This window comes from Neolewinella aquimaris (assembly GCF_014197245.1).
GTDB lineage: Bacteria > Bacteroidota > Bacteroidia > Chitinophagales > Saprospiraceae > Neolewinella > Neolewinella aquimaris.
Map to the genome: position 1 here is coordinate 63322 of NZ_JACIFF010000007.1, position 12508 is coordinate 75829.

Consider the following 12508-nt stretch of genomic DNA (forward strand, 5'->3'; position numbering starts at 1 on the left):
CTCAGTATGCATACCACCCCCCTCAAACGCTGGCTCGTCGGCATCACCCTGCTAGGCGTTATCCTCTTTGCCGCCTTCCTCTGGCTGCGCCCCCTGCTCAGCATTGGCGGTGGTTATGCGGCCAAACACGCCTGCAGCTGCCACTTTTTACAGGGCCGGGATCTGGGCGAAATCAGCACGCACGACCTAAATTTTAGTGTGCTGGGATACTACTCCCTAGAAACCCGCGACAGCTTCGTGCACGCCTCCTTTTTCGGACTGGTCGACCGCCGGGCAAAGTTCCTCGGAGACCGGGGCTGCGTACTCGTTAACGAAGAGAAGCTGCCGTTGCCCGTGGGCGGGGATGCAGGAGCAAGAAAATTCAAGAAGGAGCCGGCCCTCGTGGCACCTGTAAAGTTCGCTGAGGCCCTCGACTACGGCATGCAGCCCGTACCCGGCGGGGGTGCCCGGGGCATCGTTATTCTCAAGGACGGCCAGATCGTCGGGGAGCGCTATGCTCCGGGCTTCGACGAAAATACGCCGCTGCTGGGCTGGTCCATGACGAAGACGCTAACGGGTATGGCCGTGGGCGCCCTCGTCCGCCGAATTCCCCGGGATACGCTTGGGGCGGATACCGGGGTTCGTCGGCCGAGTGGGGCTGGTGATGCCTTTGCTGGGTTGGGGGAATCTGGGTTTTACTCGTCCGACGAACCTTCGCTTGGGGCGAAGGGATTCGGCGGACGAGGGGCGAAGGAATTCGGCGGACGAGGATCGGAAATTAACCTGGCCGATCTCCTCCACATGAACTCCGGCCTCGCCTGGAACGAGGGCTACGGCAGCATCACCGACGCTACCGTAATGCTGCACGAACGACCCGATTTTGCGGAGTTTGCCCTCCGTAGTCCGGTGATCGAACCGCCCGGCACGGTGTGGAATTATTCCAGCGGGACCTCCAACATTCTTATGGAGTACCTGAGGCGCGAACTCGGGGGAAACCAGGCCCTGTATGCTTTTCTCGATTCCATCTTTGCACCCGCGGCCCCGTCCCTACTTATTGAACCCGACCAGAGCGGCCGCCCCGTCGGCAGCAGTTACGGATGGGCGACGGCCCGCGATTGGACACGGCTCGGACAGTTTATGCTGCAGGACGGCGTCTGGAACGGCGACACCCTGCTGCCCCCCGGCTGGATCGATTACATGCGGCAACCGGCGGCAGGAAGTGAAGGAATCTACGGTGCCCACCTCTGGCTCCCCGGTCCGGATATGCCCTCACTTCCTGATGATGCGTACACGATGCGTGGTTTTCAGGACCAGCGCGTGATTGTCATCCCCAGTCGGCAACTGGTGATTGCCCGACTCGGACACGGGGAGGATAAGGTCACTGATTTTGACGGGCTGATCAGCCGCATTCTCGCCGCCGATGAGTGATTACGACGAGTACCGGCGCAAGTGGCGGCTGATCCTCGGTCAGGAAGCCCAGGGGGACAATGGAGGTCCGGAACTCGATGCCCGCGCCACCGGCATGGATGCCACCCTGGAGGCCCTCTACAATTCCGACGAACGCAAGGGTGGCCTCGGCCCCTCCACTCCGAACGTCAACCGCTGGCTCGGCGATATTCGCAAGTACTTCCCCACCGATACGGTGCAGTTGCTACAGCGCGACGCCCTCGAACGCCTTGGCCTCCAGCAAATGCTGCTCGAACCCGAATTGCTGGAGACGATCCAACCCGACGTCCACTTGGTCGGCACCCTCCTCAGCCTGAAGAACGTACTGCCCGAGCGCAGCCGGGAAACCGCCCGTATGGTGGTTCGAAAAGTGGTCGAGGAGATCGAAAAGCAACTACGTCAGCCCCTCCTCCAGGCCGTAAGCGGCCGCAGGCGACAGAGTATCCGCAACCGAAGGCCCCGCCACGCGGACATAGATTGGGATCAGACCATCCGGGTCAACATGAAGCACTACCAGCCGCAGTACCGCACCGTGCTGCCGGTGAACCTGCGCGGACAAAAGCGGAGCAAGGCCAGTCTGAAGCACATCATTTTGCTGATCGACCAGAGCGGCTCCATGGCGACTTCCGTGGTCTACGCCGGGGTGCTTTCCTGCATTCTGGCGAGCCTGCCCAGCGTAAAGACGCACGTCGTGGCTTTCGATACCAGCGTAGTCGACCTGACCGCACGGCTCCCCGACCCCATCGAACTGCTGTTTGCCCTGCAGCTGGGGGGTGGCACCGATATCGGCCGCGCCCTGAAGTACGCCGAGCAGCTCAATGTGGCTCCGCGCGATACGGTACTGGTCCTGCTGAGCGACCTGTTTGAGGGGGGATCGGTGGCGAATATGCTGCAGTCCGTCCGCCGCCTGGTCCATTCCGGCCTAACGTTTCTGCCCATCTTGGCCCTCAACGATCAGGGGGCACCGGCCTTCGACCAGGAGGTCGCGGCTCAGTTTACCGAACTGGGACTAAAGCCTTTTGCAAGCACGCCGGGCGCGTTTCCCGAGGTACTGGCTAAGGCGCTGTACGGGTGAGTTCGTTTACTTAAAACTGATGTCCACTATCCGCAATCGCCGGTACTTATTGGTGCGAAACTTCCGTGTACCGAGCACCTTCAGAAGGGCGAAGCCCGTTGCGACCGAAACGGCGGTGACGAGGGCATCGTCCGTAGTATAGCTAGTGGTGGGATCCTTGTCGGTGGAGTAACCCAGTGCCGCGAAGACCGACCAGCCGGCACCGAAGGTCATCAGCCCGTAGCCCAGTTGCGTGGCGATGGTGCCGCCGCGGTGGACGACCGCGATCTCCTCGATCATCACGAAGCGGTCGTTGATGACCAGCGCCTGGATGTCGGGCCGCATTTCGCGGATGTAGCCTTCCTGCCAGAAATCGTCGCCCTTCAGCTTAAAGCGCAGCAGGTCGCCCTCGTACATGCGCTGGCTCTTCGAGTCCGTCAGCTTTTCGAACAGCAGTACCTTCTGGGCGGGTACGCGGGTGCAGAGCAAACCGAGAAAAAGCAATAGGATCAGGCGCATGCCGGGGAGGTAGATGGTAGAAAGGACAGTCTGACGCCAAAGATAGTTGGCTAGCGGGTGGCGGTGAGTCCGATGATTTTCTCCATTTGGTCGCCGTAGGTTTCCAGCACCTCGCCGAGTTTCTCGATCTGCTCCTGGGCTTCGGGGTAGTTCCGTTGCTCGATCGCTTCCCGCACGCCGGGCAGGGTCTTGACGCCGTAGCCGGTGTAGTAGCCGGGTGCGTACACGTGGTGGATGAACCAGGGCCGGCGGGGCAGTCCTTCCTCGCGGGTGAGTTGGCGTTCGAGGTCGATGAACAACCGGTTGAGTCGGTCGCGCTCCTCGGCCGATAAGTTAGTCGCTTTGGCGGCATCGTACTGTCCGGCCAGTTGGTTGATGCGGTGCAGTCCGTTCTGGAGCGGGGCGAAATTGAGGTAGGGTACTTCTTCTTTGGCGGTGGGGACAACGAAAGGCTGGGTGGGGTCGGCGGCGAGTTGGTAGGCGCCATCGCGGATGAGTTTGTTCTCCCGCGCCGTCTCTTCCCGTTGCTGGTCGGCCAGCTCCGTCACTTCCTTTACGTAGCCCTCCAGCGTGGTGCCGAAGCGCTCGAATTCGAAGGGCAGGACATCGGCACTAGCCAGTCGCAGGGTGGTTCGGCCGGCCACCTTGACCAGGGCGGCACCGTAGCTGAAATCCGGATCCTTAAAGCGCTTGTAGTGGTCGTATGAATCGTACATCGTGTGGTACTCCCCGCCGCTGCTTTCTCCACCGAATCCCATATTGAAGGAAGCGATGCCGAGGTGCTGGAAGAAGGGGGAATAGTCGGAGCCGGAGCCCAGTGCCGATAAGTTGAAGTGCTCCAGTTTCTTCTTGTCGTTCACCTCACTCTCCGCCGCGGCGCGGGCGAATACGGTCACGCCGGTCTGGGGGTCCATCACGTCTTCCGTGATCTCGCCGAAGAATTTTTCCAGGGTGTGGGAGCCTCCCGCGTTGAGGAACCCGCGACCGGTACCGTCGGTATTGATGTAGGCAACGGCCTTTTCCTTAAGCTCCTCAGCGTGAGTTTCTACCCACTCCGTAGAGCCGAGCAGACCGGGCTCTTCGGCACCCCAGGCGGCGTACTTGATCGTGCGTTTGGGGCGCCAGCCGGTTTTTACCAGTTCGCTCACCGCGCGGGCTTCCTCCATGACGGCGACCATGCCGCTGATCGGGTCGTTGGCACCGTGCACCCAGGCATCGTGGTGGTTACCGCGGATGATCCACTCGTCGGGGTAGGCGCTTCCTTCGAGGGTAGCGATGACATCGTAGGCGGGGGCGAGGTCCCAGTTAAACTCCAGTTGCAGGTGCACTTCCGCCGGCCCGGGTCCGATCCGGTAAGTGATGGGCAGGGCACCGCGCCAGCTGGCGGGGGCTACGGGTCCTTCAAGGGCTTCGAGCAGGGGTTGGGCATCGTGATAGGAGATGGGTAGGACGGGGATTTTGGTGAGACCGGGTGCGTCTTCCCGATCCAGTCGCTCGGCTCCCTCGGTGGCTCCGTATCCGGGCGTCAGCGGATCGCCGGGCTGGGAGGGCAGGTCCATGACCGCGCCGCGCTGTACGCCGTATTCGTTCTTGAAGGCGCCATCGGGGTAGGTTTCTCCCCGGTAGTAGCCGTCGTCTTCCGGGTCGGAATAGAGAATACAGCCGATGGCTCCTTTCTCCGCCGCCACTTTCGGCTTGATGCCGCGCCAAGAACCCTGATACTTGGCGATCACGATTTTGCCCCTTACGTCGATGCCCCGCTTCTCGAGTTCTTCGTAGTCGGCCGGGACGCCGTAGTTCACGAATACGAGCTCGGCCGTCACGTCACCATCGATGGAGAATGCATTGTAGGGTGGTAGTGCCTCGTCGGTTTGCTCGGTAGCAGCATCCCCCGCGACCGGTGGTTCCTGGAGCATGGCGGTGTACTTCGTGGGGGCGATGAGTTCCAGTTTACGCAGCTTAGGCGTAGGGAATAGGACATCGAACCGCTCTACTTCTACTTCATACCCCCAAGACCGAAACTTCTCCGCCATGAAGTCGACCACCTTTTTATCGTAGGGTGAACCCACGTGGTGGGGCCGGGCGGTCATGTACTGCATCCATTCGTCCAGATTGCCGGGAGTTACGAGGGCATCGAGTTGGGTTTCGATAGTGCGCTGCTGCTGGGCGCTTGCCTCGGTGAATCCCATGAGGGGGGCGGTGGTTTGGGCGGCGACCTGGAGGGAAAACGTGCAAACGGCCAGTACCAGTAAGGTCAACGTGGGTGATTTCATAAATCGTAGGGCATTAAAGTTGGAAATGTAACCATTTTTCACTACAGCCGTCCAACGGGGTGCCCCCGTCGGTAATTTCAAATGCCGGACGGGGTCACCCCGTCCGACGGCTTAAGCGGTCGGACCGCTTAAGCCGTCGGACCGCTCTCGCGCAATTCCGTAATTTCGCCCCAAGCCGGCATGCCGGAGTCGATCCATTCACTCTCCTTCCTTAACATTTACCCACATGCTCCGCTTTCTGCCTATCCTGTTACTTCCCCTCCTCTTCGCCTGCGGCACCGACGGCACCAATGCACCCACCGAAAGGACCGACGTCGAGCTCCGCGCCCACGCCGACAGCCTCGCCCACGCCTACCTGATCACCGACGGTCACGTTGACCTGCCCTACCGACTCAAGGTGAAAAACTTCCGGCTCGAACGCGAGATGCTCGGTATCCCGGTGGAAACCAGCGAAGGAGACTTCGACTACGTTCGTGCCGTAAAGGGCGGCCTGGATGCTCCCTTCATGTCGATATACATTCCCAGCAGCCTGCAGGAAGAACCCGGAGGCAGCCCCGCCCTGGCCGATAGCCTGATCGATATGGTGAAGGGAATCGCCGCCGCCCACCCGGATAAATTTCGCATCGCAACCAGTCCGGACGACCTGGAACAAAACTTCCGCGACGGCGTCATGAGCCTCCCCATGGGCATGGAAAACGGATCCCCCATCGAAGATCGCCTCGAACGTGTGCAGGAATACTACAACAAGGGCATTCGCTACATCACCCTGACCCATGCCAAGGATAACCTCATCTCCGACAGCAGCTACGACACCCTCAACACCAACGGCGGCCTAAGCCCCTTCGGTGAGGAAGTGGTAAAGGAGATGAACCGCGTCGGCATTATGGTCGACGTAAGCCACATCAGTGACTCGGCCTTCTGGGACGTGATGGAGATCACCGACGTACCCGTCATCGCGAGCCATTCCTCGGTACGGAAGTTCACGCCCGGCTTCCAGCGCAATATGGATGATGACATGATCGAGCGACTGGGAGAGAACGGCGGCGTCATCCAGATCAATTTCGGCTCCACCTTCCTCGACGGAGCCCTGCGCGAACGCCAGGATAGCCTACGCGGCGTTCTGCTCAATCGCCTCGCCGAAGCCGGTTACGAAGATGGCAGCGACGAGCGCCAGGCGATGATCGACAGTTTCCAGCAGGAAAACCCCACCCTCTACTCCGACCTGGAAATGGTAGCCGACCACATCGACCACGTGGTTGAGATCGCCGGTATCGATCACGTCGGACTGGGCTCGGACTTCGATGGCGTCGGCGACAGCCTACCCACCGGCCTGAAGGACGTAGCCGACTACCCCAACCTCATCTATACGCTACTGAAGCGCGGCTACTCCGACGAAGACATCAAGAAGATCGTGTCCGGCAACGTATTACGGGTGTGGCGCGCCGTGGAAGCGGCCTCATCCGCCCGCGGGTAGTTGCCGTAGGAGCTTCACCATTTTTCGCTCGATGGTGGCGTAGGGCAGTTCCTCCTTGCCGGTATACATAAAGAGCACGGCCAGTTGACTTTGCTCTTTGCCCGACTCCCGTGGCACCTGCGGCCCCGCCAGAAGATGTTTGTTCAGGCGGTAGGCCTCGCGCATGCGCCGCTTGAGCAGGTTGCGGTCGACGGCGCGTTTAAAACGGCGTTTAGGAACCACGAAGGTGACCTTGTATGAAGGATCTCCCCGCCGCCGCTCGACGGGCCGAAACACCACGCGCAAAGGGTAGGACGAGGCCGTACCCGCACCAGCAGCAAACAAACGGCCGATCTCCTTGCGGGATTTCAGGCGTTCGGCGGAGTGAAATTTCTGGGACATGGGTGGGGCGGAATAAGGCTTTTTAGCCGAACACGGCCGGTACGCCTCACGTTGAGAGAGGGAACAAATCAAATAGAAATGTCTAAATCACCCGCCAACAATATCTCTAAAAAAGAAATCAACACGCCCACCGACCTCGACCCGAAAAACGTCGAGAAGGTCGTGAAGGCCCTCAATCCTCTGGTCGCCGACCTGATCGCCCTGTGGGTAAAAACCAAGAACTACCACTGGCACATGTCGGGCCGCAACTTCCGCGACTACCACCGGATGCTCGACGACCAGAGCGAGGAGCTGATCACCACGGTCGACCCCCTGGCGGAGCGCGTGCGCAAACTCGGTGGCAAAACGATCACCAGCGTAGGCCACGTAGCCCGGCTGCAGAACGTCACCGATAACGACAATGCCCTGATCGCTCCCCGCGATATGCTCCTCGACCTGATGGAAGAGAACAAGAAGATGGCCAAAAACCTGCGCGAGGCCCACAGCGTCTGCGACGAAGCCGACGACATCGGCGGTGCCAGCCTCCTCGAGGACTACCTCAACGCCACCGAGCGCCGTACCTGGTTCCTCTTCGAAGCTACCCGGGAGCTGCAGTAATTCCCCTTCGCAGCTAAAATGGAAAGCCCCGACTCATTCACTGAGTCGGGGCTTTTTTCGTCCGTATCGTGTGTGAAGCTTACACGTCGACCTTCGCGTACTTGGCGTTAGCTTCGATAAAGGCGCGGCGAGGCGGCACCTCGTCTCCCATCAGCATACTGAAGACGCGGTCGGCCTCGGAGCTTTCTTCGATCTCGACGCGCTGGAGCATGCGGGTATCGGGGTCCATGGTGGTTTCCCAAAGCTGGGTGGCGTTCATCTCACCGAGACCCTTGTAGCGTTGCACCTTCACGGCACCGTCGTTTTCGCTCTTGCTGTAGTTGGCGATGGCCTCACGGCGCTCGTCCTCCGTCCAGCAGTAGCGGAATTGCTTACCGCGGCGTACCTGGTACAGTGGCGGCTGGGCAATGTAGACGTAGCCTCCCTCGACGAGGGCGTGCATGTAGCGGAAGAAGAAGGTGAGGATCAGGGTCACGATGTGACTGCCGTCGATATCGGCATCACACATAATGATGATCTTGTGGTAGCGCAGTTTTTCCAGGTTCAGCACCCGTTCGCCGTGCTCGCCCTCCACGATGCTCACGCCCAGGGCGGTGAACATGTTCTTGATCTCTTCATTCTCGTAGATCTTGTGCTCCATGGCCTTCTCCACGTTAAGGATCTTACCACGTAGGGGCAGGATAGCCTGGAAGGCGCGGTTGCGACCCATTTTGGCGGTTCCTCCGGCCGAGTCACCCTCGACGAGGTAAATCTCGGAGCCTTCGGGGTCTTTATTGGAGCAGTCGGCCAGTTTACCGGGCAGGCCGGTACCGGTGAGCACGTTCTTGCGCTGCACCATCTCGCGGGCCTTGCGGGCGGCGTGACGGGCGGTAGCGGCGATAATCACCTTATCGATGATGCGCTTGGCCTGGTTGGGGTTCTCTTCCAGCCAGTGACCTACGCTCTCTCCTACTGCGCGGCTGACGATACCGGTAACTTCGCTGTTGCCGAGCTCTCCCTTCGTTTGTCCTTTAAACTGCGGTTCGGGAACCTTAACGGATACCACGGCGGTGAGTCCCTCCCGGAAATCCTCGCCACTGACCTTGAACTTCAGCTTCTTGAACAGGCCGTTCTCTTCGCCGTACTTCGTGAAGAGGCGGTTCACCGCCCGGCGGAAGCCGTTGACGTGGGTACCCCCCTCACGGGTTTTGATGTTGTTGACGAAGGAGTAGATGTTCTCCTGGTAGGTGGTGTTGTACTGCATGGCCACCTCGACCTCTACGTTGTCTTCCTTCGACTTTACGTAGATGGCCTCTTCGATCAGGTCCTGCTTGCCCTCGTCGAGGTACTTGACCATTTCGGCCAGTCCGCCCTCGCTGTAGAACTCCTTGCGCAGGGGTTTGCCCTCGTCGTCGGTCTGCCGTTCGTCGCTGATGCTCAGCTGCAGCCCGCTGTTGAGGAAGGCGAGTTCCTGCATCCGGTTAGCGAGCGTCTCGTACTTATAGACGAGCGACTCGAAGATCGTCGCATCCGGCTTGAACAGGATGGTGGTACCGGTGTGCTCGGATTCACCGACCACGTGGACCTCATTTTGGGGTTTGCCTTCGCTGTAGTCCTGCTGGTACACCTTACCGTCACGGTTGACCGTGGCGCGCAGGTGGCTCGAAAGGGCGTTCACACAGGAAACACCGACGCCGTGCAGACCGCCGGAAACCTTGTACGTATCCTTATCGAATTTACCGCCGGCGTGGAGCACCGTCATAACCACTTCCAGGGCCGACTTGCCCAGCTTCTCGTGGAGGTCGACGGGGATACCGCGACCGTCGTCGGTAACGGTGATGGAATTGTCTTCGTGGATGATCATATCGATCCGGCTGCAGTAACCGGCCAGGTGCTCGTCGATGGAGTTATCGACCACCTCCCAGACCAGGTGATGCAGTCCCCGGGTATCGGTGCCCCCGATGTACATTCCTGGACGTTTCCTTACCGCTTCTAACCCCTCCAGCGCGGTGATATTTCCGGCGTCATAACCCGCTTTCGGGTTCAGCTCGTTATTCTTTGTCATAGCTACAAAAGTACAAAAATTATGCCAGTTTTCCTAGCTCCGACCCGTCGCCAAAAAGGCATGTTGGGCGGGTACGCGGGAGCCGTGAAAAGGGGGGCAAAAGCGGGCAAACGCCACTTAAACCACGTTAAAAGCTGGACTTACAAAAAAGCGCGTAAATTGAAGTGCGGTATACCAGACGCGTGGCAGCTGGGATGGCAGAAATCGACTGCCCCACGCGACCCCGAAAAGACCGACCAACAACCTGCACTACTGTGAAAATTGTAAGTTTTCTGGCGGCGCTCATGCTGCTTTGTTTCCGGCCCGACGGTGGTGCCGCGCCGGCGCCGTCCGCCCTCGGTGATGCCGCCATTTCAGTGCCGCTGTTGTTGAATTTAGACGGGAATTACCTTCCCCGGGCCTCCCTCCAGTTTCGGACCTCCCCCCAATCAGAAACACCCGACGCGCCCGTAGTGACCAACCGGGGGAAGATGTACCAGGCTATCGCCGGTCTGTTGGTCGGTATGCTCCTCGTAGTAGGCCTGGCGTTTTACCGCGTCCGCAAGAACCACAAGGACGCACTTGCCGTGCTGCTGCTCGTGTCGCTGATCATCTAACCCCTCCGGATCCAGCGAAGGGAACTAAAATTCGATGCTTAAACTCGGGATACGCATGACGCACGCTACCACGGACGCAGCCTCCTCCGGTACTCCTCCACCATCGCCCGCTGGGTAGCGCCGCGCTTGTACATTCTGAAGACGCTCAGGTTGGCCATCTGTACCCGGAACCAACTGTTCGCCCGGTACTTGCGGGCCGAAACCGTAACGGAGCGGGGCATCACCCGGAACGGAAACCGGCTCCACGCCCGCTGGATGATGTCGTAATCTTCCATGATCTGCATGCCGTCGTCGAAGCCGCCCAGCTCATCCCAGGCGGACCGGGTTAGGTAAAGCGACTGATCGCCGCCCCGACAGGCCAGTCCTCCGAACCGGGTACAGAAGGCATTGATCGCCAGCAGGGGGTGGCGGGAATCGAAGCGAAAGCGGTAACACCCCACGGGATTGCCCGCTTCCACGCTACGGCAAATGTCATCGTAAAATCCCCGGGGCGGCCGGGTGTCCGCGTGTACGAAGTAAAGCACGTCGTACCGGTCGGCATCAAGACGGGCCGCTTCGTTCATTTGTCGCGCCCGTCCGCGTTGCTTACAGGAAAGATACCGCACCTGCGTCCCCGCCCGCAGCAGTTCCGCCGTGCCGTCCGTACTTCCCCCGTCCGCTACCGTAATGGTACCCCGCCCGGCTAGTTCACCGGCCAGGTAGGGCAACAGGTTGCGCAGGTTATCCACTTCGTTGACAACGGGAATAATTAGGTGTAACTGCATTTTCGGATCGGCGCTTTGGGGCATTTAAGTACGTAGCAGACTGTCGCTTCGGATTGACCTCCCGCGCTACGCAAGCCGGTAATACACCGACTTGAGGTAGGCCCCCTCCGGGAAAGAAATGGGGTGGTCTACGTCGTGAAAGGTTTTTTCCAGTAGTTCGTACTCCCGGCCGCTGCGCTTCATCACCTTCGCTACGGTCGCGAAGAAATCGTCGGCACTCACCCGGGCCGAACAGGAAGCCGCCACCAGGATGCCCCCCGGCTTTACGAGGGGTACGGCGAGGGTATTGATGCGGCGGTAGGCATCCAGCGCCCTGGGAACCTCCTTCTCCCGCTTGGCGAAACTGGGTGGGTCGACCACCACGATCCCGAATTGTTCCCCCTGCCGGGCCAGTCGCTCCAACTCCTGGAAGGCGTCTCCCTCAATGGTCTCGTGACGCGGATCGTCGCCAAAGTTCAGGGCCACGTTGCGCCGGGCGACCTCCAGGGCCGGACCGCTGATGTCGAGGCTCACCACCCGGTACGCGCCGCCGTGCAGGGCGTGCACGCTGAATCCACCGGCGTAGCTGAACACGTCGAGCACGTCCTGTCCGGTAGCCAACTCCCCCACCCGCTTGCGGTTGTGGCGGTGATCGAGGAAAAAGCCGGTCTTGTGTCCGCTTACGACGTCGGCCAGCAATTCTACATTGTGTTCCCGGAAGGTAAGCTCATTGGCCGCCAGGCTGCCGGTCAGTACGGTTCCGTTGGCCATTCCCGGGCGGGCCGTTACCACCCGCGCCAGCCGCAGGACCACGGTCTCCACCTTCGCCGCACGCTGCAGCAGGGGCAGCAGATCGGTCAGGTAAGGGAACCAGCTCGGGCTGTACAGCTTGACCACGGCCACGTCGGCGTAGACGTCGACGATCAGTCCCGGCATTCCGTCGTTCTCCCCGTGAATAAGTCGGTAGCCGTTGGTATTTTTTTTGAGCAGGGGCAGCCGGAGTTTGCGGGCCGCCTGAATGCGGTCGGAGAAAAACGCGGTATCGATCTTCACCGGCTCTCCCTGGTGGAGTACGCGAATGCGGATCGGCGAATCGGGGTCGTACAGGCCGACGCCGATGAATTTGTCCTTCTTGCGGTCGAAAATAATGGCTAGGTCGCCGGCCTTTCCTTCCCCCTTCACCGAGGCCACGGCGCCGTCGAAGAGCCAGGGGTGGCCGCTGCGGAGAATGCGCTCGCCCTGGGGGGTGAGCTTGGTGGCGAGGCGTTGGGGAGTCAATTCGACCATTTAAACTATGAGCGGGGGGATTGCAAATTTCCGCCACCGGGCCGTGACGACCACCGCAGCGAAACACCGGCGGAAGATATTTTCCGGGGGCATCCTTTCGGGCGGGCAAATATAG

General features: G+C 60.3%; 11 protein-coding genes. 5 read left to right on the plus strand and 6 right to left on the minus strand.

The annotated features are described in order from the left end of the window. The first annotated feature begins 6 nt into the window (after positions 1-6). Both GGR28_RS13505 and GGR28_RS13510 read left to right on the plus strand, forming a co-directional pair. Positions 7-1407, plus strand: a complete 1401-nt coding sequence (locus tag GGR28_RS13505) for a serine hydrolase domain-containing protein (RefSeq protein ID WP_183496338.1) — start codon at positions 7-9, stop codon at positions 1405-1407. Next, entirely contained in the window at positions 1400-2500 is a 1101-nt protein-coding gene (locus GGR28_RS13510; RefSeq protein ID WP_183496339.1) for a VWA domain-containing protein, read from the plus strand. The genes GGR28_RS13505 and GGR28_RS13510 overlap by 8 nt, the downstream gene beginning before the upstream one ends. 6 nt (positions 2501-2506) lie before the next feature. Here the strand turns inward: GGR28_RS13510 and GGR28_RS13515 are convergent, their stop codons facing one another. Next, positions 2507-2998 carry a hypothetical protein gene (locus tag GGR28_RS13515; protein WP_183496340.1) on the minus strand — a complete coding sequence of 164 codons (492 nt, stop codon included), beginning with the start codon at positions 2996-2998 and terminating at the stop codon, positions 2507-2509. Positions 2999-3048: 50 nt separating this feature from the next. Then, a complete protein-coding gene (locus tag GGR28_RS13520) occupies positions 3049-5271 on the minus strand; it encodes a M28 family peptidase (protein ID WP_183496341.1) in 2223 nt (740 codons plus the stop codon). Positions 5272-5497: 226 nt separating this feature from the next. Here GGR28_RS13520 and GGR28_RS13525 point away from each other — a divergent pair, with 226 nt between their 5' ends. Next, positions 5498-6745 (plus strand): dipeptidase, encoded by a 1248-nt coding sequence (locus GGR28_RS13525; RefSeq protein ID WP_183496342.1) that lies wholly within the window; start codon positions 5498-5500, stop codon positions 6743-6745. Here GGR28_RS13525 and GGR28_RS13530 read toward each other — a convergent pair. After that, entirely contained in the window at positions 6728-7126 is a 399-nt protein-coding gene (locus GGR28_RS13530; protein WP_183496343.1) for a ribonuclease P protein component, read from the minus strand. The two genes, GGR28_RS13525 and GGR28_RS13530, sit on opposite strands and share 18 nt — an antisense overlap. Before the next feature lie 78 nt (positions 7127-7204). Here GGR28_RS13530 and GGR28_RS13535 point away from each other — a divergent pair, with 78 nt between their 5' ends. Further along, positions 7205-7723 (plus strand): Dps family protein, encoded by a 519-nt coding sequence (locus GGR28_RS13535; RefSeq protein WP_183496344.1) that lies wholly within the window; start codon positions 7205-7207, stop codon positions 7721-7723. A 79-nt stretch (positions 7724-7802) separates the two neighbouring features. Here GGR28_RS13535 and gyrB read toward each other — a convergent pair whose 3' ends face one another. Beyond that, positions 7803-9767 carry a DNA topoisomerase (ATP-hydrolyzing) subunit B gene (gene gyrB / locus GGR28_RS13540; RefSeq protein ID WP_183496345.1) on the minus strand — a complete coding sequence of 655 codons (1965 nt, stop codon included), beginning with the start codon at positions 9765-9767 and terminating at the stop codon, positions 7803-7805. A 254-nt stretch (positions 9768-10021) separates the two neighbouring features. Here gyrB and GGR28_RS13545 point away from each other — a divergent pair, with 254 nt between their 5' ends. Further along, positions 10022-10363: a hypothetical protein gene (locus GGR28_RS13545; protein WP_183496346.1), complete on the plus strand. Its 342-nt coding sequence runs from the start codon at positions 10022-10024 to the stop codon at positions 10361-10363. 65 nt (positions 10364-10428) lie between these two features. Here the strand turns inward: GGR28_RS13545 and GGR28_RS13550 are convergent, their stop codons facing one another. Further along, on the minus strand, positions 10429-11151 hold the full coding sequence (locus GGR28_RS13550; protein ID WP_183496347.1) for a glycosyltransferase: 723 nt from the start codon (positions 11149-11151) through the stop codon (positions 10429-10431). A gap of 42 nt (positions 11152-11193) precedes the next feature. Next, positions 11194-12393, minus strand: a complete 1200-nt coding sequence (locus GGR28_RS13555; RefSeq protein ID WP_183496348.1) for a class I SAM-dependent rRNA methyltransferase — start codon at positions 12391-12393, stop codon at positions 11194-11196. Positions 12394-12508: the final 115 nt, after the last annotated feature.

Coding starts and splice junctions, on each gene's coding strand:
- GGR28_RS13520 (WP_183496341.1), bottom strand. CDS start 5,271: ATGAAATCACCCACGTTGACCTTACTGGTACTGGCCGTTTGCACGTTT.
- gyrB (WP_183496345.1), bottom strand. CDS start 9,767: ATGACAAAGAATAACGAGCTGAACCCGAAAGCGGGTTATGACGCCGGA.
- GGR28_RS13555 (WP_183496348.1), bottom strand. CDS start 12,393: ATGGTCGAATTGACTCCCCAACGCCTCGCCACCAAGCTCACCCCCCAG.
- GGR28_RS13525 (WP_183496342.1), top strand. CDS start 5,498: ATGCTCCGCTTTCTGCCTATCCTGTTACTTCCCCTCCTCTTCGCCTGC.
- GGR28_RS13505 (WP_183496338.1), top strand. CDS start 7: ATGCATACCACCCCCCTCAAACGCTGGCTCGTCGGCATCACCCTGCTA.
- GGR28_RS13530 (WP_183496343.1), bottom strand. CDS start 7,126: ATGTCCCAGAAATTTCACTCCGCCGAACGCCTGAAATCCCGCAAGGAG.
- GGR28_RS13515 (WP_183496340.1), bottom strand. CDS start 2,998: ATGCGCCTGATCCTATTGCTTTTTCTCGGTTTGCTCTGCACCCGCGTA.
- GGR28_RS13550 (WP_183496347.1), bottom strand. CDS start 11,151: ATGCCCCAAAGCGCCGATCCGAAAATGCAGTTACACCTAATTATTCCC.
- GGR28_RS13510 (WP_183496339.1), top strand. CDS start 1,400: ATGAGTGATTACGACGAGTACCGGCGCAAGTGGCGGCTGATCCTCGGT.
- GGR28_RS13535 (WP_183496344.1), top strand. CDS start 7,205: ATGTCTAAATCACCCGCCAACAATATCTCTAAAAAAGAAATCAACACG.